This window comes from Acinetobacter sp. CIP-A165 (genome assembly GCF_000367985.1).
Taxonomy (GTDB): Bacteria; Pseudomonadota; Gammaproteobacteria; order Pseudomonadales; family Moraxellaceae; genus Acinetobacter.
Genome location: NZ_KB849200.1, coordinates 494,412 through 517,079 on the forward strand (window position 1 = coordinate 494,412; position 22,668 = coordinate 517,079).

The following is a 22,668-nucleotide window of genomic DNA, read 5'->3' on the forward strand; positions in this document are numbered from 1 at the left end:
AACCTCATCAAAAATGATGAGGTTCTTTAGAATTTGGTGGGTCGTCCGCGATTCGAACGCGGGACCAACGGATTAAAAGTCCGCTGCTCTACCAGCTGAGCTAACGACCCTGAAAGAATTTTAGAGTAACACTCTAAAATTTTTGCAAGACAAGCGAAGCGCGTAGTCTTACAAAGTAAATCCTTTTCAGGAAATCAAAACTTAAAGTGGTGGGTCGTCCGCGATTCGAACGCGGGACCAACGGATTAAAAGTCCGCTGCTCTACCAGCTGAGCTAACGACCCTGAGCGAGGATAAGTAAAACAACGTTTTACCCGAGCGCAAGAGAAAATCTAAGATTTTCTTTAGCATTCATACTCGAACTGACTCAGAGAGAAGTAAAACTTCTAAACACTGTATCGTTTTGATGCTGCGTATTCTAGCAACTTATTCAGCTAACACAAGAGGAAATTTAAAAACAGTCGCATGATTGTTTATAAAAAGCACGATTTCCTCTTGTTTAGTTAAAAAACGAACTAGAAACGGTATTGATAACTTTGAATATTGTCAAAGATTTCAGCATTTACATCACTATACTGCGTTGCGCCTGGTAGTAAAACCAATAAACGCTCATCGGTTTTACTTGGATTAAAGCCATCATCTTTCAGCTTATTCTTTTGATATTTAAAAGTACCTGTGGTTTCAACTTTAGCCTGTACACGTAGAAATACTGGGATTGCGTATGCAGGTAAGCATTTCTTGAATACATCGACCATATCAGTGAGGTCGGATTCATTTAGCTTTTCACCATCTACAAGTGTGATGGCTGCCATACCTGCACGACCATTGGTATTTGGGATTTCTACCCCATACACGACTGCTTCGACAATTTTGTCATATTCGCAAACCATGTTTTCAACTTCAGTTGTAGAGACATTTTCACCTTTCCAACGGAAGGTATCTCCTAAACGGTCTACAAACTGCGCATGACGGAAGCCAATATCACGAACTAAATCGCCAGTATTGAAGTATGAATCGCCTTTGACGAAGACATCTTTCAAGATCACAGATTTGTTCTTTTCTGGATCAGTGTAGCCATCAAATGGAGAACGGCTGGTAATTTTACCAACGAGTAAGCCAACTTCACCTGTCTTCACTTTCTTGCAGTAGCCTTTTTGGTCACGAACAAGTTCATTCTTTTCTTTGTCAAACTCAACAATGGCATAAGGCGTAGGAGAGAAGCCAACGGTATTGTCAAAGTTGAAAATGTTGCTAAAGCCAACGTTACCTTCGCTTGAGGCATACAGCTCAAGGACTTCTTCAACACCAAAGCGCTCTTTGAACTTGCTCCAAATATTTGGACGCATACCGTTACCAATCATTTTGGTGACACGATGGTTACGATCAAGCTCTGTGACAGGAGCATCCATGAGATATCGGCATAATTCACCAACATAACCAATCGCTGATGCATTGAATTTTTGTACATCTTTCCAGAATGCACTGGTTGAGTATTTACGGCGTACCGCTAATGTTGCGCCACCTGCAATAACACCACACCAACAAACCACGACACCAGTGGCATGATAAAGGGGCAATGTCACGTACATCACGTCATCTTTACCTAGATTGAGGATATGACCGTAAGTACCATAAGCCAGCGTCCAGCGGCTATGGGTAAAGATTACAGCTTTAGGTAAGCCGGTTGTACCTGAGGTGTAAATATAAAATAAACCATCTTTACCTATTACGGTACGTGTGGTTGAAGGATTGAACTTTGGAAATTGATCAATTTCTTGAGCGAGGTTGGCATAGCCTTTAGGTGCTGTTCCAGCATCTTTAAGCGTTTCTTGATCCGCAAACCAATGAAAGCGATCTTGAGCAACCTTGAGGTCTTGACGAGCTTCATCAATTGCAGCACGAACTTCTTCACCTGCAATCACGGCGATTGGGTTGACTAAGTTGATGCTATGCGCCAGCACTTTACCAATTTGAGAGGTATTGACCAGTGCAATAGTCACTCCAATTTTTGCTAAAGCAACGATCGTGGCAATCAATTCAGGACGGTTTTCCACCATCACCGCGATGACATCACCTTTTTTTGCACCAAGCGATAAATAGTAATGCGCAATTTGGTTGGCCCATTCATTCAGTGCTTGGTAGCTGTAGCTTTGATCTTCAAATAATAACGCGATACCTTGCGGGTTGCGCTTTACTGCTTTTTCAAAAGCGACCCCTAAGCCAGCTGGAGAAGTTGGCGTTCGCAAATATGCTTGTTTAAGACCATTCAGAATATGAGGTACTTTGGTGAGAAAGTTTGGAAGTCGAGTTGCGACATCACCAAGAGTAATAATATCGGTCTGCGTAGTTTGGCTCATATCAATCCTATTTATTTTTCGATCAATCCAAAGGTGGCTATCTGTGAGAACATAACCATTAACATCATTGTTAGCGATGTTGTTTTTAATCGCAAGTTCCTAGAGCAATCAACCTAATTTGACAAAATAACAAAAAAGCCTAGTCACCGAAATGACTAGGCTCTTGATTATTGAGTGCGATTTAGCAAATTACTCATTGCTAGGAACACTCTTTTTCGGTGGACGTCCACGTGGGCGACGAGGGCGGTTAGATTTTTCTTTCTCGATTCTAGCCGCAGCCTCTTCTTCTGATTCTGGTGTTTCAGGATCTGAAGTTGGCTCCTCAGTTTCAGTCGCTTGTGTTGGTTCTACTGTTTTCTCTACAGCAACTGCTTTTGATTTCGCAGCAGGTTGTGGTTTTTCAACCGTTTTAGCAGGAGTTGCTTCAACTTCAGAAACTTCGGTTGTTGCCAGTTCTAGCGGTTGTTGCTCAGGCGTTACCGCAACGGTTTCCTCAGCGACAGCAGCAGTGACTTCTGTTTCCTTCACTTCTTCTTTAACGTCAGTGTTTTCTACAGGTACAGGCACCGCTTCTACTGGAGCTGGAGCCGCCGTTGAGCTTAAATGCGCTTCTTTGGCTTGCTCAGCAGCAAGTTTAGCTAAACGACGACGCTCACGAGGGTCATTTGCAACACGAATAGAAGATGCTTCAGGTGGCGTGAGTGCTAACACTGGTGCAGGTTCTGCTTCTTCGGTTGGTTTTTGGCTCGGAAGTTCAACGTCACGAGTGACTGGACGTTTCTCCTCAGTTTCGGATGTTTCAACCACGAGGCTGCTTGCATATTGTTCAGCGAACTTTTGTAAAGCACGATTGAACGTCGTAATTAAACCAAATTGCTCAATTAAAATGGTGCAATCTTCACCATAAACATGACGAATCAAGCTGCTAAGTGTGTATTGTCCCAAGCTTGGAATTTGCGATGGGGCAATTTTCGGCACCGCTTTTTGGTTCGTTTGAGCTTTACGCTGCTGACGATGGCGCGAACGTGGATCATTCGCTGCACGTTTTGCTGGTGCTTGTGCGACTTCAGCGACTGGTGTTTCTACAACCACTGGTTGTTCTGACACAGGTGCTGTCTTCGCAGTTTCAACCGCTGCTGCCACAGATTGAGCTGGCTCTGCTTTTACTGCAGGAGCAACTTTCTGTTGTGGATTAAGTGCAACAATTTCACTTTGACCTTGATCAATGTTCACAATTAATGCTGTGTTCATTGGTTCAGTACGTGGCGCATCAATCACAGCAACTTTAACTTGTTGTGGATTCTCTGCTGCTGGAGCAGCAGGTGCTTCATTTAAAACGCTTTGATCACGGTGACGATTTGGTCGATTTGGTCGTTGTTGATTGCGTTCACGACGTGGCAACGGTGTAGCATCATTTCCATGAGCAGCATCATTCTGCTGTTGTTGGTTTTGAGGCTCTTGTGGTTGCTGACGTTTCTGCTGGCGCTTCATCTCACGTTGTTCGTGACGCTGTTCTTGACGAGAGAGCTGTACGACTTCTTCATGCACAGGAGCAGACGCTTGTGGTTCATGTGCATGCACGTGTTGTTCGCGTTGCTCTTTGTGTTTACGCTTCTTCTGATTTTGCGATTGGTTTTGCGATTGGTTTTGAGATGGATGTGGGCGATGTGGTTTTTCGTCTTTATCAAAAGATTCGCGTGCTTCTTGTTTCACAGGCGGCTGTGACATATAAGCATTGTTGCTTACAGGTGCTGTTACCACTTCTGATGCAACAGGTGTTGGGATCGCGACTTGACCAAATTGGCCACGACTGATCGCACCATTGTTCACCATTTGTTCAATGCTTGCCGCAGCATTTTGTGCAGAACGAGACTGATCAGTGGTTTGTGCTTGTTTTTGAACAAATAAGTTCTCTAACCATGCACATGGACTCGTTGAAGTCTGTGGTTTTGCTTGTGTTTGTGATGGTTGTTGAGCGGCTTGCGTTTGACCAGCTTTTTTCTGTGGTGCTGCTGTCTGGTTTTTGACAGGTGCAGCATGTTGGTGCTCAGCATCCTCTATATGCCATTCAGAAGATTCATAGCCCAGTTCTTTTTCACTTGAGCGAGTTGCTTCTGTACGTTCATAGCTTGAAGGTGCAAAACCTTCTGGATTGAACTGGATTTGATAATGCGGTGTTTCTAAGTGTGGGTGAGGAAGGATCGTAACCCGCACATTTGAGGTTTGTTCAAGATAAACAAGACTATGACGCTTTTCATTCAATAGGAATGCTGCGATTTCAACAGGCACTTCAACTTGAACTTCACCTTGACGTTCACGTAATGCAATTTCTTCAACTTTACGCATGATCGAAAGTGAAAGAGAACGTAAGTCACGAACCATACCTGTGCCATGACAGCGAGGGCAGACATAACCTGTTGCTTCTTCTAAAGAAGGACGTAAGCGTTGGCGGCTCATTTCCATCAAACCGAAACGTGATAACTGGCCGAACTGAATACGTGCGCGATCGCTTTGCGTTGCTTCACGGAGTTTAGCTTCAACCATACGTTGGTTGCGGTCTTTGGTCATGTCGATAAAGTCGATCACCACCAATCCACCAATATCACGTAAACGTAATTGACGAGCGATTTCTTCCGCAGCTTCTAAATTGGTATTTAAAGCAGTTTCTTCAACATCATGTCCGCGTGTTGATTTTGCAGAGTTGATGTCAATCGAAACAAGCGCTTCTGTTTGATCGATCACGATTGAACCACCAGAAGGAAGCTTTACTTCACGTTCATAGGCAGTTTGGATTTGGCTTTCGATACCAAAGTGAGCGAATAAAGGCTCATTCAAGGTATAGGTTTTCAATTTGTCGAGTTGACGTGGCATGACTGCTTTTACGAAGTTATAGGCTTCGTTATACGCCTGTTCGCTATCAATTAAGATTTCTGAAACATCATCACGTAAGTAATCACGGATTGCACGTGTGACCACACCTGCTTCTTGATGCACCAGCATCGGTGATGGACCAGTGCTTGAGGTGCTTTGAATTTGAGCCCAAAGATCAAGTAAATGTTGCAAGTCGAGTTGCAGTTCTTCTTGCGTACGACCGATACCGGCAGTACGTACAATCACGCTCATGCCGCGAGGAAGGTTTAATGACGCTAAAATTTCTTTCAGTTCTTCACGCACTGAACCTGAAATCTGACGGCTAATACCACCACCTTTCGGGTTGTTTGGCATTAATACTAAATAGCGACCAGCAAGTGAGATGAAGGTTGAAAGTGCAGCACCTTTGTTGCCACGTTCTTCTTTTTCAACTTGAACCAGTAACTCAGTTCCTTCGGTGATGAGTTCACGGATATTTGAGGTTTGGCGAGGGTCAGCTTTGAAATACGAGTTTGCAATTTCTCGCATTGATAAAAAGCCTTGACGCTGTGCGCCGTACTCGACGAAAACCGCTTCTAAAGACGGTTCAACGCGAGTGACATGACCTTTATAGATATTTGATTTTTTCTGTTCACGAGTACGATTTTCTAAATCGAAATCGTAAAGACGATTATCAGTGATAAGTGCAACGCGAACTTCTTCGGCGTGGGTTGCATTAATCAACATACGTTTCATGGGTGTGACACCTAATAGTGATGCACACAAACAACGAGCTCAATACTTTTGAACAAACATCAAGTTGGCGCGATCAAGACTCAGAAGCAACTTTATATATGATGCTCTGAAACCACTGACTGTAATATCCAGTTTCGGGCTTTGATACGATTCTTTCGATGTAAGCAATTCTGCTTCAATCTTGGAGCTATTGGTATTTCATCCATGTCATGCATCTGTGAAATACCACTAGACCCGATGTAATCAAAGTGTCCTGTACGCTTCACTGGCGGGTGAGCGGTGCATTGGATGGTGACTTTCATTGTCTTAAGCATTGAAGTCGATCCATCTGGAAGTCTCGATACGGAATGATCATCGTATCTGTGCTTGGCAGTTCCAATGCATCAACGCTTTAGCCTGAATGCGACATCAGGGAGCAAATTGTCTGATGTGGATCAGTTTACGTTTAATAACCAACAAATTTGCTGGCGACATATTTTTTATGAACAAACTGTATGTGCAGATGCACAATTAAACGCAACAGTTTGTCATTTTGCCGATATAATAAGCCTTCGGCGTCGGCATAATTCTTTAGGACCTATTCGAGCTATTGGTGAGTTTCTCATCTATTTGAAATTTTAACTAAATAAAATTTTTGATTTGACGCTCACTTACGAGGGTATCCGTGTGATGAATATACCAAACCTTGCGGCATCTGCCTATGGGCTAAGTTTAGGTTTCTTGTGAAATAACTTAGCTAAATGATCATTTTTTAATCATATTTAGTAAATCTTGGATTAATCGAGCGTATGAATTCTACACAGCAATGGCAAAGTGTCACTTGGTTTGAAGTGGATGAGCATCAATTAGGGCAGCGAATTGATAACTTTTTATTTACCCGATTAAAAGGTGTGCCAAAAAGTCGAATTTATCGTTTAATTCGCGAAGGGCAAGTTCGTATCAACAAAAAACGCGTGAAAGCAGAGACGCGTTTGGCGATTGGGGATCAAATTCGTGTCGCACCAATTCGCTATGAACAAAAAGATGACAGCGATGTACCTGTGAGTGATGGTGTGGCGCAAAGCTTACTCAGTCGTGTCGTGTATGAAGATGAAGGACTGTTGGTGGTGAATAAGCCATCCGGTATCGCAGTACATGGTGGTAGTGGTGTTGCGTATGGCTTAATTGAGGCTTTACGTGCCGCGACGGGGAAAAAATATTTAGAGTTGATTCACCGTATTGACCGTGATACCTCTGGTTTGGTGATGATCAGTAAAAAGCGTAGTACCTTAAAACTGCTACAGGATTTACTGCGCGAGCATAAAATACAGAAAACCTATACTGCGATTGTAAAAGGGCAAGTCAGTTTGGATCAACAAATGATTGATGCACCTTTACTTCGCTATGAGCTTTCTAACGGCGAGCGTCGGGTTCGAGTCACCAAAGAGGGTAAACCGAGTAAAACAGAATGGAAGGTGGTAGAGCGCTTTAAGACAGCAACCCTGATCAATGCCTCACCGTTATCGGGTCGTACTCATCAAATTCGTGTGCACGGTTTAAGTATTGGTCATCCGCTGATTGGCGATGATAAATATGGACACAACACACCTTATGCGGGTCCAGAAGCAAGACGCTTGTGTTTACATGCGATGCGTTTGGAAATACCAAACTATCCCGTGATTGAAGCGCCGATGCCTGAGGATATGCAACAGGTGATAGATGAGTTGAGAAAAAAGCCTTGAGCCAAATTGATAAAATAGCAATCAGTCACAGCATTGAGCTGGTGATTTTTGATTGGGATGGCACTTTATTCGATTCCGTTGGGCAGATTGTGGCAAGCTTGCAACATGCAGCACAACGATTCGAGCAACCGTTAACGGATGAAGCTGCGAAAAGTATTATTGGTTTAGGCTTGCCTGAAGTGATGCAAATCTTATTTCCTCAAGTGCCACATTTACAGCAAGATATTTTGCAATGCTATGCAGATCATTATGTTGCTAATTCTAAAGGTGATGCTTGGTTTAGTGGCGTTGCTGAATTACTCATGGATTTAAAGCAGCAAGGTTTGAAACTTGCGGTTGCCACAGGAAAAAGTCGGAAAGGTTTAGATCGTGTACTCAGTCAAACCAGTAGCCATGATATTTTTGATATTACCCGTGCTGCCAGTGAAACCAAGTCCAAGCCAGATCCGTTGATGCTGCAAGAAATTCTTGCCGAAATGCAGGTGGATGCGGCACGTGCGATTATGGTGGGAGATACCAGTTATGATCTTGAGATGGCACAAAATCTGAATATGCATCGTATCGGTGTAAGTTATGGTGTGCATAGCATTGAAACTTTACAACGTTATCAACCTTTAGCGATTGCTCATAATGTTCAGGAATTACAGGGTTACTTACAGCGTATCTTGCAGGTGAATGCTTTAACAGAAAGTTAAGCCATTTGAAAATGATAAAAAGATGGGGAAGTACGCTTTCCCATTAGCCATAATAAAAATAGGAAAACCATGAGTCGTTCAATTCGTTTACTCAACCTTTTACAACTGTTAAGAGAATATCGCTTTCCTGTGACTGCACAGGTATTGGCTGAGCGCTTGCAGATCAGCCAACGTAGTATTTATCGTGACATTGAGAGTTTACGAGCACAAGGGGTCAATATAGAGGCTGCCGCTGGTGTAGGTTTTCAACTTAAAGAAAATTTCTTACTCCCGCCGATGACCTTAAATGAAACTGAAATAGAAGCCATTTTCTTGGCTTTAAATTGGTTGAATGACATTCCAGATCAAGCCTTAAAAGCTGCATCAACTTCGGTGTTAGCTAAGTTAAATGCAGTATTACCTGAACATTGCCAGCATTTATTGCAGCAGACGACATTAAGGTCAATCCAAACATGGCTACCTGTCGATGAGCGATTGGTTGAACAAGTTCGAGTCGCTATTCGTCAACAAGTCAAAATCTTGGTCGATTATGTAGATGAGCAGCAGCGAGTGAGTTCAAGAGTGCTGTGGCCATTTGCGCTCGGGTATTTTAATGATCGTATTGTGTTAGCGGCTTGGTGTGAGTTGCGTAACGGATTTAGACATTTCAGAATTGATCGAATACTACAACTGAGTTTAAGCCAAGAATTATATCCGCACATTAAACAACAACTTTTCCAACGATGGTGGCTACAAGAAGTCTGCCATTCGACTACTGACAAAAACTGACAATCAAAACCATTACATTTAAATAAGACCAACAAACAAGGAAAAATGAAAATGACACTTAAACTTTATACCAATTCTCAATCTCGTGGTGTGGTGGTCGATTGGCTACTGATCGAACTTGGCATTGAATGTGAACGCATTGAAGTTGCCTTTGAAACCGAAATGAAAACGCCTGAATATTTAAAAATTAATCCCTTTGGCAAGGTTCCTGTTTTGGTTGATGATGGGGTTGTCATTTATGAGTTAGGCGCTATTTGTGCTTATTTGGCAGATAAGTTTATAGAAAAAGGTTTAGCACCTGCATTGGATGATCCTCAGCGCGGTATTTACTATCGTTGGCTGATGTTTATTTCTGGACCGTGGGATGCTGCATCGACCAATAAAATGCTCGGTATAACTATAAAACCAGAACAGAAGATGTTTGTTGGATATGGTGACGATCAAGATGTTTATACTGCTTTTGTGCAGGGCTTAAGTGAAGCGGATCCATATTTATGTGGGACCCAATTTACTGCGGCGGATGTGATGGTTGCCGCGATGTTATTTTGGCAGTTAAAAATGAATGAAATAGAACCTCATCCTGCAATAGAACATTATTTAGAAAATGTCAGCCAACGACCAAGTTATCAACAGTTCGCTGCATTTTTTAGTAACGTATAAAAAATAGATTTCTTTCATCAATTCCCTTGCGAAACTTCAATCGTTCCTCATGCCCCTATGGGAGAAATATAAAGAGGCTAAATAGTGATGAAACAGTTCTAATAAACTAAAGCAGAAAACAGTCGTATTAATCGGCTGTTTTTTTATTCATTTTAGGTTTTGGAAAAAATGGATTACGTCAGCTTACATAAATTAAGTAAACAATGAGGATCAGCAATAAAATTATATTGACTCGACTAGAGAAAATCAGCATAACTAAGAACCTTATGTGAGGATTGAAGTCGATGATTTGGATGAAATAAAATCCTTTAAAAATTATACAATCTATTGATTTGAAAAAACTTAGATTGAAAGACTTCTTATCATTTAATACATATTCGCTGATGCCTCATGCGATTGGATTCCACCAAAGAAGACGTACATGAAAGATAAGCCGACATTAACCTATCAATTGCCGACACAATCTTGCTTGAGCCACACTTGGGAGAAACCTCCATTTCCACACGAGGCTTCTGAGCATTCTGGTATTGATCGTTTTTATAATCTAGAAAGACCTTTAACATCGTTGGGTCGTAAAGCTTTATTTAAATGGCTTGCGACGCGTAAGTCTTTTACATGGCGTGTTGATCCTGCGCAAGAATTGAATCTGCGTAATCAGATGTTGGAATTGCCGCAAAACCGTCCGCATGCAGATCTCAATGATTGGCAAATGTGGTTTATTGGTCATGCTACTGTTTTGATTCAAATCGGCCCTTATAATTTTTTGACTGATCCAGTTTGGTGTGAATATGCCAGCCCAAGACAAGGGCGAGGGCCGCAGCGTGTGTGTACCGCAGGCATAGCTTTAGAGCATTTGCCAACTATTCATGGGGTTTTGCTGAGTCATAATCATTATGATCACATGGACTTAGCAACTCTGGATTGGTTACATCAGAAGTTTGAAATGCCAATTTATACAGGTTTGGGCAATGGCTATTACATGCCGAAGCACTTTCATGTCATTGAAATGGATTGGTGGCAGGAGATACCGTTTCATGATGAATTAAAGATCGCTTATACCCCTGCGCAGCATGCTTCTGGACGAGGATTTAGAGATCAAAATCGGGCGTTATGGGGTGGCTTTTCACTTTTAGCTAAAACGGGGCATTGTTTCTTTGCGGGTGACTCGGGCTATGGGGGACACTTCAAACAAATTCACGAACGTTATGGTGATGCAAGGGTTGCATTATTGCCTATTGGTGCATATGAACCGCGTAAATTGATGCATTATGTGCATATGAATCCACAGGATGCATTCCACGCTCATTTAGATCTCCATGCCCACCGTTCTTTGGCGATTCATTATCGAACTTTTCAGTTGACGGATGAAGACCGTGATACGCCAGAACATGAATTGATGCATGCAATGAAATCATCTTCAAGATTGATTAGTCCTTTTTATTGTATTCGTGAAGGGCATTTCATACGCGCTTAACATTTAAGCTAAATCTTGATTTGTTATTTTTAAATATGAGAAAACTATGCTCCTAGACGCTGTACATCCTGAAAACTATGCAGAACTACTAGCCGTTTGGGAGGATTCTGTTCGAGCAACACATGATTTTATTAGTGAAGATGATATTGCCTTTTTTAAGCCAATCATTATAGAACAGGCTTTTCCAGCAGTTACTTTAAAGTGTATGAAAAGTGATACAGGTGCGATTTTGGGCTTTGTTGGTGTGGCAGAGAAAAAGATTGAGATGTTGTTTATTCGAAATGCAGCACGAGGTCAAGGCATTGGCAAGCAGTTGTTATTTTATGCTGTTGAACAGCTTGGTGCGACTAACGTAGATGTCAATGAACAAAATCCACAGGCAGTGGGTTTCTATGAATGTTTAGGCTTTAAAGTCATTTCTCGTTCCCCACTGGACGGATTGGGCAAACCTTTCCCAATTTTGCATTTGAGTTTGTAGCTTTAAATTGTTTGGGTAAAAAAGCCATCCGAGGATGGCTTTTTTGTACTTCAAAAATTAAAGAAAGCTTGGTAAATGTCTCGCTGGATCGGTTGCTCGTGCGGCTTGAGCATCGGCCACCGTTAAACCTAATGCTTGTGCAACACCTTCACCATAAGCGGGATGACACGCATAGCAGTTACGAATATGGCGATATTTAATAAAGTCTAGTGCATCACCCATCGCGCCTGCTGTATTGTCAAACAATGCCTGTTGTTGTTCAGGTTTCATCAGTTCGAACAGGGCACGGGGTTGGCTAAAGTAGTCGTTATCATCTTCACGGAAGTCCCAGAAATCAGCATCGCCATTGATTTTTAATGGTGGCTCTTTGTATTGCGCTTGCTCTTGCCATTGACCGAAACTATTTGGTTCGTAGTGTGGTAAAGCACCGTAATTGGCATCAGTACGCCCTTGACCATCACGGTGATTGCTGTGAACAGGGCAGCGCGCCGCGTTGACTGGAATTTGTTGATAATTCACACCTAAACGATAACGTTGGGCATCAGCATAGTTGAATAGACGTGCTTGCAGCATTTTGTCTGGTGAAACGCTAATGCCAGGAACGAGGTTGCTCGGAGCAAAAGCGGACTGTTCAACATCCAAGAAAAAGTTTTCTGAATTACGATTTAACTCAAACTCCCCAACTTCGATGAGTGGGTAGTCACCATGAGGCCAAACTTTGGTTAAATCAAATGGATGGTAGGGAACTTTTTCAGCATCTTGTTCAGGCATGATTTGTACACACAACGTCCATTTTGGATAGTCGCCACGTTCTATCGCATCAAATAAATCCCGTTGATGGCTTTCACGATCTTGACCAACCAATTCACCTGCTTCTGCATCAGTGAGGTTTTTGATGCCTTGTTGTGTTCTAAAGTGGAATTTTACCCAGTAACGCTCATTGGCTGCGTTAATAAAACTATAGGTGTGGCTACTAAAGCCATGCATATGACGATAGCTGGCAGGAATTCCTCGGTCTGACATTACGATGGTCACTTGATGCAGTGCTTCTGGCAGTAAAGTCCAAAAATCCCAGTTATTGGTTGCGCTACGAAGATTGGTTTTAGGGTCGCGTTTCACTGCTTTGTTTAAATCTGGAAATTTACGTGGGTCACGTAAAAAGAACACAGGCGTGTTATTCCCGACCATATCCCAGTTGCCTTCTTCAGTATAAAACTTAAGGGCAAAACCGCGAATATCACGTTCCGCATCAGCGGCACCACGCTCACCAGCAACGGTGGTAAAACGGGCGAACATTTCAGTTTTTTTGCCGATTTCACTAAAAATTTTAGCGCGAGTGTATTGGGTAATATCGTGGGTGACTGTAAATGTACCAAATGCACCTGAACCTTTGGCATGCATACGACGCTCAGGAATCACTTCACGCACAAAGTTGGCAAGTTTTTCATTTAGCCACAAGTCTTGGGCAAGGAGTGGTCCTCGCGCGCCCGCAGTTAAACTATTTTGGTTGTCAACGACGGGTGCACCAAAGTCTGTTGTAAGTTGGCTATAAGGACATTTTTTGTCATCTTGGCTCATGTTTCTTCTCCATCAGGGTGATCTGCATGAAATCAGCCTGACTATTAGACCGTTATGAAAGTTGGACCGTTACAGCCTAATCATGGCTCGATTGAGTATCGTGATAGATGCCTAAATAATATTTACCATGATTAGGTGTAGCCTTTGTACTTTTTACTCTAGGCGCATAAAACTCTTTTTTCCAATGGATTAAAGTTGATGTCTTAAATGCTTTATTCGATTGAAGCTGTTTAAATCTTAAACGTTAACTTAACTTGTGTTGATATATGAATTGTTAAGGAAGTTAAAAAATATTTAAAAAATAAATGTTTATTCTATATTTTTCTGGGATGGTAGCGGTCAAAATGAAAAACTGCTTGCATGAAGACAGCATGAATATATTTAGACGTTATAGCGCAAATACATGTTGGTGTTGTGTAAATAAGGTGATTTCGCAAATTCAATTGATATGGAATTTCTAAGCTTAAATGCTAGAAATATGTAAGTGAAAATGAATTGATTTTATTTCATGGTATTTTTGAGTCTAACTGTTTTGGGATAGAAAAATGAAAAAAATTGCTTATGGCTTAGGTTTGTCAGTGACTCTTCTGGCTGGTTGTAGCTCAGTTGCTCCCCATAGTGGCTTGAAACCCACTCAATCAAATACAGTAACGGTCGAATTTGTTGGAAATAATATCTATAGCGTGCCGGAACAGCAGGGTACAGTCAGTTTATATGCTTTGGAAACAGGTTTGGCCGATGCGCCTGCGACCTTAATTCAACAAAAGCAAGTGCAGGTTTCTCAAGTTCCGTTTACTGTGAATTTTACAGTGCCAGCAGATCATAAAAAGCTGATTCAACCGACGGTCCGCGGGGACGCTGAGATTACTTATTACGTGACATGGGAGTCGGCTACTCAGAATTTGACAGGCAAAGATGCGATTGTGATTGACTACGACCGAAAATTCCCTCGTGTTAAATTGGGAAGCGGCAAGCAACAGATTTATTTAAAATAATAAGATGTGACAAGAAAGGGTGACGCTCAGAAGAGGATCACCCTTTTTTATTTGTGTTGATACGCTAGATTTCTCTGTTCTAGGCGTTCACCAAACGATTTGATTTAACCATATCCGCTAAACCATGTGTTCTAAAATAATGCTCTAACCAGCTTTTAATCAGCAGTGGATTATTCATACGTAAGACTTCATCTAATAGCCGTTTTGCATCACTCATTGGAATATGACAAATCGCCTTTCGGACCCTTAAAATATTACTTGAGCTCATAGAAAGTGTATCGAAGCCCATTGCCATCAACAGAATTGCGGACAAGGGATCACCTGCCATTTCCCCACAAATACTGATCGGTTTTTGATACTTATGGCAGTCTTGTACCAGTTGTCGCAATGCGCGTAAAACCGAGGGATGCAGATGTGAGTAGACATTGGCCACATGCGGGTTATTACGATCGACTGCCAATAAATATTGCGTTAAATCATTTGAACCCACAGAAAAGAAATCAACCAGTTCCGAAAACTCATCAATTTGAAACAGCACGCTTGGCACTTCAACCATAATTCCGAGTTTGGGTTTGGTGATTTTGACTTGTTCTTCTTCTTGAACTGCAATCCAGTCACGCTCAAATAAGTACAGCACTTCTTCCACTTCACTGACACTGGTCACCATTGGCAGTAAGATATGAAGGTTGTTTAAACCAATACTGGCTTTTAGCATCGCACGGATTTGTGCAGAAAAAATCTCAGGATGATCCAGCGTAAAGCGCAAGCCACGCCAGCCCAATGCAGAGTTCTCTTCTTCAATACTAAAATACGGCAGATCTTTATCCGCACCAATATCCAGTGTTCGCATAGTCACAGGTTTATTGGCGAAATGACTGAGTTGTTGGCGGTAAATCGCACGTTGTTCTTCTTCACCAGGGAAGCGTTCACGCAGCATAAATGGAATTTCACTACGATATAGCCCGACACCTTTGGCACCGCGTTGCACCCCACGCACCACATCAATCATTAAACCGGTATTGACGAACAAGGGGATCGCGACGCCATCGGGTGTGATCGCATCTTTGGTCTCATACTGCTTTAAATCTTTGGCAATTTGTTCTTCTTCTTTTTGGACTTCTTTATAACGTTGGCGTAATCGACGTGGTGGATTGACGAAGATCCGTCCTTGATAGGCATCGACAATCATCTCAATGTCGTCAAGCGTGGTAATCGGTAACTCGGTTACGCCCACAACTGTTGGAATCCCGAGTGCACGTGCCACAATCACCATATGTGAATTGGCTGCACCTTCGGAGGTCACAATCGCTGCAATATTATCAACAGGAAGTTCAACGAGCGCAGCGGTACTGATTTCTTCACCAATGAGGATGCTATCAGGGCTAAGCTCACGATGACTGGTATCATTTTCCTGCAAGCAAGCGAGAATTCGACGACCTAAGTCTTTAAGGTCGGAAACTCGTTCTCGTAGGTAGTCATCTTCCATTTGTGCAAAGAGGGCGATGTGTTTATCAATCACCTTCCGCACCGCACCTTGTGCCCAACTTCCTGAGCGAATATGGTCTTTAATTTCACTTGGCAGTGCATTTTCATCCAACATCCGTAAGAACACGCTAAATAAAGCACGCTCTTCCGACATGAGGGAATCTTGCATTTTTTCATCTAAGGACTGAATTTCTATACGAACTGAAGCAATCGCTTGATCGAGTAATGCTAATTCATCGCTAATGTCTTCAGCTTCGCGATCTGGAATCACCGCTAAATCAGCAGGGGGATAAAGTACAATCGCACGACCTAAGGCGATGCCACCCGCACCAGATACACCCTGAAAGGTTTTATAGGTAGAGCCGCCGTTAGGTTTGCGGAAAACGTCAATATTCCCTACAGCATGGGCATGCGCGATCACACCAGATAGTTGTGCACATAGCGTGACCAAAAAGGATTCAGCCGCTTCACTAAAGTCTTGTGATTCCTTATTTTGGACCACCAAAACACCCATAACCTTACGGCGATACATCACGGGTACGCCAAGGAATGAGTTAAATAATTCTTCACCTGTTTCCGGCAAATAAGCAAAGCGTTCATGTTTTGGTGCATTGTCTAAGTTGACAATTTCTTCGCGTTGACCGACTAAACCGACCAAACCAGTACCGACACTTAAAGAGACTTGTCCAACGGATTCAGGGTTTAAACCTTTTGAGGCCATCAACACATAACGACGATTACGCTCATCTAAGAGATATATAGAGCATACATCCACGTGCATCGCTTCAGCCACATGATTGACCATAATGTCCAAAGAGTCATGCAAACTGACGGACGCATTGATTTCTTGCACAATGCGTCTGAGGGTGTCGAGTTGCATGTTTGACATGGATGTTTACTCCAATTTATAAATCGTTATATGCCTATTTATAACAGCTCTCTTGTTTAAAATCATTGCTTAAAATGATGATTCTATAACAATTAACGCTGAGGTAATTGTATGCACAATTCCATCATGGCTTTACGGTAAACATCACGTTTGAAGTTGACCACTTGACCTAATGGATACCAGTAACTCACCCATTGCCATTCATCGAACTCGGGTGGGTCTGATAGGTTTAACTGAATATGATGGGGCGAAGCCGTTAATTTCAGTAAAAACCACTTTTGCTTTTGTCCAATACATATCGGATCTGAATCTGACCGAATGTACCGATGTGGCAAACGATAACGCAGCCAACCTTTAGTTTGCGCTATAATTTGGACGTGTTCGGGCAATAAACCGACTTCTTCTCTCAGTTCACGGTAAAGTGCCTGCTCAGGGGTTTCTCCAAACTGGATACCTCCTTGTGGAAATTGCCAAGCATTGTGACCAATGCGTTTTGCCCATAAGACGTGTCCGTCATCGTTTGCCAAAATGATCCCGACGTTGGGTCGGAAACCTTCTGAGTCGATCATTTGGCTACCTAAATTTTGTCTATATCGTTGACTTTGATATCGGGGACAGTCACGCTTGCACGTCCAACTCGAAAAAGATCAAAGTAAAATGTTTAAAATTGCTATGATCTTAACGAATTTTTAGTGACTTACGGAAATAGATTTACGTTTTTTTTCTTTAATTTGCATTTAAATGAGCATTTATATGAAATTGGCTTTGTTTGATTTAGATCACACCCTGTTAAATACCGATTCTGACCATTCGTGGGGTGAATTTTTGGTCAATGAAGCTTTGGTCGATCCAGTTCATCATCGTCAAATGAATGACAAGTTTTATGAAGACTATAAAGCAGGGCAACTTGATCCGATTGCTTATAATGAATTTGTTTTTGAGTTTTTGACCAAACATGACAATGCGTATTTAACGGAACTTCATCAGTTATTTATGCAAAAAGTGATTCGTCCACAAATGCGCCCTAAAGGTTTTGAGGCAATTCAACGACATCAAGCGTTGGGGCATGCGATTGTTGGGATTACTGCGACTAGTGATTTTATTACTGCACCGATTTTCCGTGAATTTGGCATTACCGAAATTATTGCCACCAATGCTGAAGTGATTGCAGACAAATACACGGGTAAAGTAACGGGCGTGCCATGCTATCAAAAAGGTAAGTTGGTGCGCTTGGATCAATGGTTAGCAGGTCGTGAAGTAGAGGAGTCTTGGGCTTATTCGGATTCGATTAATGACCGTTTCTTATTAGAGTATGCAACCCATGCCATTGCGGTGAACCCAGATGACCGTTTAGAAACACTCGCTCAAGAGCAAGCATGGGAAATCCAAGACTGGTCGATTTAGGTCATCATCCTAATTAACTCTTCAGCAGCTTTAGACTGAATGCGGGCAGGGTGCCACACCATGCCCAATTTGCGCTGCATATCTAGATTCAAATCTAATTGTTGTAAATCATGATTGAGTAAGGTCTTTGGTAACACTGACCAACCTAAGCCAATCGAAACCAACATTCTGATGGATTCTAACGGGTTATTGCTCATGCTGATCTTAGGCTTTAAGCCTTTTTTCTCAAATTCAGCCAGAGTGATTTGACTGGTATAAGTGTGTGCTGCTGGAAGTAAGCTTGGGTAGGCAATCAGGTCTTCGAGCTTCAGGTTTTGTTGTTGTGCTAAAGGATGAAAGGGCGACGCGACAAAAACCAAAGGATCATTCCAAATCGTCACATAACGCAGACGATCATCCCCAACAGGTGGTAAGGTCAAAAATGCAAGTTCTAATTCGCCAGCGAGTACGTGCTCATGCGCTTGTTCAGAATCGACGAAATGAACATCTAAAGTGACTTTGGGAAAATGCTGCACAAAGTTTTTGAGTGGTTCTGCCAAATGATGCAAGCCGATGTGATGGCTGGTCCCGATTTTTAAACGACCTTGTACCTGCGCTTGCTCATGGCTTAAGGTGTGGTGAATTTCGCCAAGTTCGTTGAGCCAACCCCTTACTTTAGGCAACAGTGAGTGTGCAGCATAGGTGGGTTGTATACCCCGTCCTGCGGATTCAAATAGCTTGACATCAAAATACTGTTCTAAGCTATGAATCCGTTTGGTGACCGCAGGTTGTGTTATAAATAATTGTTCTGCCGCGATAGAAATAGAACCTGTTTCCATCACTTTTACAAATGCTTCAAATGCAGCAAGGTTCATAGGGATGTATCCAAGAACATTTTAAAAATTTAACCAAGAGCTTGATTTACTTTATGTCATTTAACCAAAACGACTCCACACTTTTTCATGGAAGAAAAAAGCAAACGCCTGTACGGTTGGTTCAAGTAAGCTCAAGGTTGCAGACACGAGTAAGTTTCCTGTAATCGCATAGGCGACCAGCATAGCAACACTAATATGTAAGATATAGTAACTCAAGGTCTTTTTGAGCGTCCGTTGATTGTTTATTACGAATTGTTGAATATTCGCCATTGTGAGCACCATCGTAAATTTTAATTATTTAAATGATAATCATTATTGTTTGTAAGGTAAAAAAGAAATTTTGATTTATGGTGATTGGATTTGTGAATGTATCTTTTACTGGTGTTGTAAAATTAACAACAACTTGAACACCCATTCTTATTCTAGTTGGATACTTTAATATACTTACTCATAAATTAAAGCGTCGCTTTACTTGGACAAGTTTCAAAAACTACACGACTTTTTATCCCATTTTTTGCGCATAGGCTCACTCTCCAAATTGAATATATGTGATCGCTTCCCTTCGACATGCTCAGGGGACATTACGCTGAGCATGTCGAAGGTTTTTTAATTGAATGACTACTTTTATGGATGAGCTTATGAAATTTTAGATTGAGCCTAAAGCATTTGTTTTAAATTCACTGATACATTCATCCGCATGTGATTTAAGAGCAGCCTTTAACACAGCAGCATTATTTGCAATTAATTGGTCATAAGATGGTGAATTTTTTTTGTCGTCTTGTTTTTTTGAACAAATGCTTTCAGCAATGACTTTTTTATTCTTAGTATCAATCAATCTTAGTTTTGCAGCGTATACAACTCGATAGTTATTCCAATCTGAAGTGTAGTAAATAGACTGCCAGTATGTTGTTTGAACATCGAGTAGAATATCTGCCTCTTTGTGCTGTTCAGCAAGTGTTTTAATATTATTCGTTGCGGTCGTAGATGTGCTTGTTGTGATATGCGTTATCCCTAGTTGGCTCTCTAGTGTTTTCGCTAGTTCATTCGCTATATAGATCGCAGGATCTTCTACCTGATTTTCGTTGATGATCTTGTTGCCACTAGATATCTGAGCAGCCAGTCCAAGAAGAGCAAACTGTACATTTAATGCCGTAGTTGCTAAGAAAGATGGTTTTTCTCTTTTGGAGATAATCAAGGATGTTGGATTTGATGCTTTTACAGTATTTACATTAAGTTTCTGAGTTGGGGTGCTTGCACATCCAGTGAAGAGAGAGACGAATATAAAAATAGATGGGAATATAAGTTTTTGCATTGATTTTGTATCCGAAAGGCGTAAGTTGCTTTATAAATTTCTGAGGAATTATACAAAATTAGTTATTTTTTGGTTAACTATATTTTTTTATGAGTTATTAGATAGGTATTGTCGTCTTATCTCATGGTTGATGTATTTAAAGTACATTAAATTTTATCAAGGAAATCCTAAGTCATTCCAAAAAGTTTGTTAATTTATAAAAATGATAAATTAGATTTATGTAAAACCATTGTTATAATCAGCTTAAGATTAAATTACCCAGTCCTATGACAAGCACGATGGAGAGCGACGACATGGCAGGCAAAACATTGTATGACAAATTATGGGATGACCATTTAGTAACGCAACGCGATGATGGTTCGTGTTTGATTTATATTGACCGTCACTTATTGCATGAAGTCACCAGTCCTCAAGCCTTTGAGGGTTTACAGCTTGCTGGGCGTCAACCATGGCGTTTAAGTGCCAATGTCGCAACACCTGACCACAACGTTCCAACCTCTAAAAAAGAGCGTGAACAAGGGATTGCAGGAATTGAGGACGAAACCTCTCGTATCCAAGTGCAAACCTTAGACGATAACTGTAAAACATTTAATATCGTTGAATTTGGGATTAATGACATTCGCCAAGGGATTGCGCATGTTGTAGGCCCAGAGCAAGGTTTAACTTTACCGGGTATGACCGTGGTTTGTGGTGACTCGCATACTGCAACGCATGGTGCTTTTGGTTGTTTGGCACATGGGATTGGGACATCAGAAGTTGAACATGTATTGGCAACACAATGCTTAGTACAGAAAAAATCTAAAAATATGTTAGTCCGTGTGGATGGTGTATTGGGCAAAGGCGTGACATCGAAAGATGTGGTTTTGGCCATCATCGGTAAGATTGGTACGGCTGGTGGTACAGGTTATGCAATCGAGTTTGGCGGACAAGTGTTCCGTGATATGTCGATTGAAGGCCGTATGACAGTGTGCAATATGGCAATCGAAGCGGGTGCGCGTGTTGGTATGGTTGCAGTGGATGACAAGACTATTGCCTACGTGAAGGATCGTAACTATGCACCTAAAGGCGAACAGTGGGAACAAGCGGTAGAATATTGGAACACTTTACATTCTGATGAAGACGCTGAGTTTGATGCTGTCGTTGTATTGAATGGCGCAGAGATTGAGCCACAAGTATCTTGGGGAACTTCTCCAGAAATGGTGATTCCAGTTACGCAAGCAGTGCCAACTTTAGAACAAGCCAAAGATGATGTACAACGTAATGATTGGACACGTGCTTATCAATATATGGGCTTAAACGCGGGTCAGGCTTTGGCTGATATCCAATTGGATCGCGTCTTTATTGGTTCATGTACTAACTCTCGTATTGAAGATATTCGTGCCGCTGCCGAAGTCGTGAAAGGTCGTAAAGTCGCTTCAAGTATCAAACAAGCGATGATTGTTCCGGGTTCTGGTTTGGTTAAACAGCAGGCAGAGCAAGAAGGTTTGGATCAAATTTTCTTGGAAGCAGGTTTTGAATGGCGTGAACCGGGTTGCTCAATGTGTTTGGCGATGAATGCAGATAAGTTACAACCAGGTGAGCATTGTGCATCAACCTCAAATCGTAACTTTGAAGGTCGTCAGGGCAATGGTGGGCGTACCCATTTAGTCAGTCCCGCGATGGCAGCTGCGGCAGCGATTGCAGGTCATTTCGTTGATGTTCGTTCATTCTAAGGGAGCAAAATCATGGAAAAATATACTGTAGAACAAGGTATTGTTGCACCTTTAGATCGTGCCAATGTGGATACTGATTTAATTATTCCGAAACAGTTTTTAAAATCAATTAAACGTACGGGATTCGGCGATAATTTATTTGATGAATTACGCTATTTAGATGAAGGCTATTTAGGTCAAGACATTAGTAAACGTCCTAAAAACCCTGATTTTGTTTTGAATCAGCCTCGTTACCAAGGCTCAACGATTTTGTTAGCGCGTACCAATTTTGGTTGTGGTTCAAGTCGTGAACATGCACCTTGGGCGTTAAATGAATATGGTTTCCGTACCGTGATTGCGCCAAGCTTCGCAGATATTTTCTTTAATAACTGTTTTAAAAATGGCATGTTGCCTGTGATCTTGTCTGAAGAGATTGTAGATCAGTTATTTAAAGAATGTGCTGAAGAAGGTTATCAATTGACCATTGATTTGGAAGCACAACAAGTACGTACGCCAACAGGTGAAGCCTTCAATTTTGAAGTTGATCCATTCCGCAAACATTGTTTGCTGAATGGTTTAGATGACATTGGTTTAACTTTACAAGTGGCTGATGAGATTCGAGATTTTGAAGCGAAAGCCAAACAAGTGCGTCCTTGGGTATTTGATGAAATCAAAGCCTAATTGTTTGAATACAATTTGAAC

Annotated in this window: 18 protein-coding genes and 2 tRNA genes; 10 read left to right on the forward strand and 10 right to left on the reverse strand. The window is 41.7% G+C overall.

Annotated features, from left to right (window positions below; genetic code table 11):
• Positions 1–34: 34 nt before the first annotated feature.
• From F991_RS02200 to F991_RS02215, 4 genes are all read right to left on the reverse strand, one after another.
• Positions 35–110, reverse strand: a tRNA-Lys gene (locus F991_RS02200).
• Positions 111–207: 97 nt separating this feature from the next.
• Positions 208–283: transfer RNA gene (locus tag F991_RS02205), tRNA-Lys, on the reverse strand.
• 231 nt (positions 284–514) lie between these two features.
• Entirely contained in the window at positions 515–2,356 is a 1,842-nt protein-coding gene (locus F991_RS02210) for a long-chain-acyl-CoA synthetase (protein ID WP_004668487.1), read from the reverse strand.
• A gap of 189 nt (positions 2,357–2,545) precedes the next feature.
• Entirely contained in the window at positions 2,546–5,962 is a 3,417-nt protein-coding gene (locus F991_RS02215; protein ID WP_004668488.1) for an Rne/Rng family ribonuclease, read from the reverse strand.
• A gap of 788 nt (positions 5,963–6,750) precedes the next feature.
• On the opposite strand from F991_RS02215, the gene F991_RS02225 reads away from it, so the two are divergent.
• The 6 genes from F991_RS02225 (at position 6,751) to F991_RS02250 (ending at position 11,758) form a co-directional block, all read left to right on the forward strand.
• Positions 6,751–7,683, forward strand: coding sequence for an RluA family pseudouridine synthase (locus F991_RS02225; protein WP_004668490.1), 933 nt, complete (start codon positions 6,751–6,753; stop codon positions 7,681–7,683).
• Positions 7,684–7,703: 20 nt separating this feature from the next.
• On the forward strand, positions 7,704–8,378 hold the full coding sequence (locus tag F991_RS02230; protein WP_171063390.1) for an HAD-IA family hydrolase: 675 nt from the start codon (positions 7,704–7,706) through the stop codon (positions 8,376–8,378).
• A 69-nt stretch (positions 8,379–8,447) separates the two neighbouring features.
• A complete protein-coding gene (locus F991_RS02235) occupies positions 8,448–9,146 on the forward strand; it encodes a helix-turn-helix transcriptional regulator (RefSeq protein ID WP_004668492.1) in 699 nt (232 codons plus the stop codon).
• A gap of 51 nt (positions 9,147–9,197) precedes the next feature.
• A complete protein-coding gene (locus F991_RS02240) occupies positions 9,198–9,806 on the forward strand; it encodes a glutathione S-transferase family protein (protein ID WP_004668494.1) in 609 nt (202 codons plus the stop codon).
• Positions 9,807–10,227: 421 nt separating this feature from the next.
• Entirely contained in the window at positions 10,228–11,280 is a 1,053-nt protein-coding gene (locus tag F991_RS02245; RefSeq protein WP_004668495.1) for an MBL fold metallo-hydrolase, read from the forward strand.
• A 46-nt stretch (positions 11,281–11,326) separates the two neighbouring features.
• The gene (locus F991_RS02250; RefSeq protein WP_004668497.1) at positions 11,327–11,758 is read left to right on the forward strand and encodes a GNAT family N-acetyltransferase; all 432 of its coding nucleotides are present in this window, start codon (positions 11,327–11,329) and stop codon (positions 11,756–11,758) included.
• A gap of 57 nt (positions 11,759–11,815) precedes the next feature.
• Here the strand turns inward: F991_RS02250 and F991_RS02255 are convergent, their stop codons facing one another.
• Positions 11,816–13,336: a catalase gene (locus tag F991_RS02255; RefSeq protein ID WP_004668500.1), complete on the reverse strand. Its 1,521-nt coding sequence runs from the start codon at positions 13,334–13,336 to the stop codon at positions 11,816–11,818.
• Positions 13,337–13,881: 545 nt separating this feature from the next.
• Between F991_RS02255 and F991_RS02260 the strand changes: the two genes are divergently transcribed.
• On the forward strand, positions 13,882–14,331 hold the full coding sequence (locus tag F991_RS02260; RefSeq protein WP_004668501.1) for a hypothetical protein: 450 nt from the start codon (positions 13,882–13,884) through the stop codon (positions 14,329–14,331).
• A 79-nt stretch (positions 14,332–14,410) separates the two neighbouring features.
• Here the strand turns inward: F991_RS02260 and ptsP are convergent, their stop codons facing one another.
• Together ptsP and F991_RS02270 are read right to left on the reverse strand one after the other, a co-directional pair.
• A complete protein-coding gene (gene ptsP / locus F991_RS02265; RefSeq protein WP_004668504.1) occupies positions 14,411–16,705 on the reverse strand; it encodes a phosphoenolpyruvate--protein phosphotransferase in 2,295 nt (764 codons plus the stop codon).
• Positions 16,706–16,797: 92 nt separating this feature from the next.
• Positions 16,798–17,274 carry an RNA pyrophosphohydrolase gene (locus tag F991_RS02270; RefSeq protein WP_004668505.1) on the reverse strand — a complete coding sequence of 159 codons (477 nt, stop codon included), beginning with the start codon at positions 17,272–17,274 and terminating at the stop codon, positions 16,798–16,800.
• 184 nt (positions 17,275–17,458) lie between these two features.
• Here F991_RS02270 and F991_RS02275 point away from each other — a divergent pair, with 184 nt between their 5' ends.
• Complete coding sequence (locus tag F991_RS02275; RefSeq protein WP_004668508.1) at positions 17,459–18,109, forward strand: HAD family hydrolase; 651 nt, start codon at positions 17,459–17,461, stop codon at positions 18,107–18,109.
• On the opposite strand, the gene F991_RS02280 is transcribed toward F991_RS02275, so the two are convergent.
• From F991_RS02280 to F991_RS02290, 3 genes are all read right to left on the reverse strand, one after another.
• On the reverse strand, positions 18,106–18,963 hold the full coding sequence (locus F991_RS02280; RefSeq protein ID WP_004668510.1) for a LysR family transcriptional regulator: 858 nt from the start codon (positions 18,961–18,963) through the stop codon (positions 18,106–18,108). The genes F991_RS02275 and F991_RS02280 overlap by 4 nt on opposite strands.
• A 60-nt stretch (positions 18,964–19,023) precedes the next feature.
• Positions 19,024–19,233: a DUF2061 domain-containing protein gene (locus tag F991_RS02285; protein ID WP_212749344.1), complete on the reverse strand. Its 210-nt coding sequence runs from the start codon at positions 19,231–19,233 to the stop codon at positions 19,024–19,026.
• 376 nt (positions 19,234–19,609) lie between these two features.
• The gene (locus F991_RS02290; RefSeq protein ID WP_004668515.1) at positions 19,610–20,275 is read right to left on the reverse strand and encodes a hypothetical protein; all 666 of its coding nucleotides are present in this window, start codon (positions 20,273–20,275) and stop codon (positions 19,610–19,612) included.
• Between the two features lie 293 nt (positions 20,276–20,568).
• Between F991_RS02290 and leuC the strand changes: the two genes are divergently transcribed.
• Together leuC and leuD are read left to right on the forward strand one after the other, a co-directional pair.
• The gene (gene leuC / locus F991_RS02295) at positions 20,569–21,987 is read left to right on the forward strand and encodes a 3-isopropylmalate dehydratase large subunit (RefSeq protein ID WP_004668517.1); all 1,419 of its coding nucleotides are present in this window, start codon (positions 20,569–20,571) and stop codon (positions 21,985–21,987) included.
• A gap of 12 nt (positions 21,988–21,999) precedes the next feature.
• Positions 22,000–22,647, forward strand: coding sequence for a 3-isopropylmalate dehydratase small subunit (leuD, locus tag F991_RS02300; protein ID WP_004668518.1), 648 nt, complete (start codon positions 22,000–22,002; stop codon positions 22,645–22,647).
• The last annotated feature ends 21 nt before the right edge of the window (positions 22,648–22,668 follow it).

What these genes read in the sequence shown, in the direction of transcription:
- F991_RS02210 (WP_004668487.1), bottom strand. Translation starts at nt 2,356, where the DNA reads ATGAGCCAAACTACGCAGACCGATATTATTACTCTTGGTGATGTCGCA.
- F991_RS02215 (WP_004668488.1), bottom strand. Translation starts at nt 5,962, where the DNA reads ATGAAACGTATGTTGATTAATGCAACCCACGCCGAAGAAGTTCGCGTT.
- F991_RS02225 (WP_004668490.1), top strand. Translation starts at nt 6,751, where the DNA reads ATGAATTCTACACAGCAATGGCAAAGTGTCACTTGGTTTGAAGTGGAT.
- F991_RS02235 (WP_004668492.1), top strand. Translation starts at nt 8,448, where the DNA reads ATGAGTCGTTCAATTCGTTTACTCAACCTTTTACAACTGTTAAGAGAA.
- F991_RS02240 (WP_004668494.1), top strand. Translation starts at nt 9,198, where the DNA reads ATGACACTTAAACTTTATACCAATTCTCAATCTCGTGGTGTGGTGGTC.
- F991_RS02245 (WP_004668495.1), top strand. Translation starts at nt 10,228, where the DNA reads ATGAAAGATAAGCCGACATTAACCTATCAATTGCCGACACAATCTTGC.
- F991_RS02250 (WP_004668497.1), top strand. Translation starts at nt 11,327, where the DNA reads ATGCTCCTAGACGCTGTACATCCTGAAAACTATGCAGAACTACTAGCC.
- F991_RS02255 (WP_004668500.1), bottom strand. Translation starts at nt 13,336, where the DNA reads ATGAGCCAAGATGACAAAAAATGTCCTTATAGCCAACTTACAACAGAC.
- F991_RS02260 (WP_004668501.1), top strand. Translation starts at nt 13,882, where the DNA reads ATGAAAAAAATTGCTTATGGCTTAGGTTTGTCAGTGACTCTTCTGGCT.
- ptsP (WP_004668504.1), bottom strand. Translation starts at nt 16,705, where the DNA reads ATGTCAAACATGCAACTCGACACCCTCAGACGCATTGTGCAAGAAATC.
- F991_RS02270 (WP_004668505.1), bottom strand. Translation starts at nt 17,274, where the DNA reads ATGATCGACTCAGAAGGTTTCCGACCCAACGTCGGGATCATTTTGGCA.
- F991_RS02275 (WP_004668508.1), top strand. Translation starts at nt 17,459, where the DNA reads ATGAAATTGGCTTTGTTTGATTTAGATCACACCCTGTTAAATACCGAT.
- F991_RS02280 (WP_004668510.1), bottom strand. Translation starts at nt 18,963, where the DNA reads ATGAACCTTGCTGCATTTGAAGCATTTGTAAAAGTGATGGAAACAGGT.
- F991_RS02285 (WP_212749344.1), bottom strand. Translation starts at nt 19,233, where the DNA reads ATGGCGAATATTCAACAATTCGTAATAAACAATCAACGGACGCTCAAA.
- F991_RS02290 (WP_004668515.1), bottom strand. Translation starts at nt 20,275, where the DNA reads ATGCAAAAACTTATATTCCCATCTATTTTTATATTCGTCTCTCTCTTC.
- leuC (WP_004668517.1), top strand. Translation starts at nt 20,569, where the DNA reads ATGGCAGGCAAAACATTGTATGACAAATTATGGGATGACCATTTAGTA.
- leuD (WP_004668518.1), top strand. Translation starts at nt 22,000, where the DNA reads ATGGAAAAATATACTGTAGAACAAGGTATTGTTGCACCTTTAGATCGT.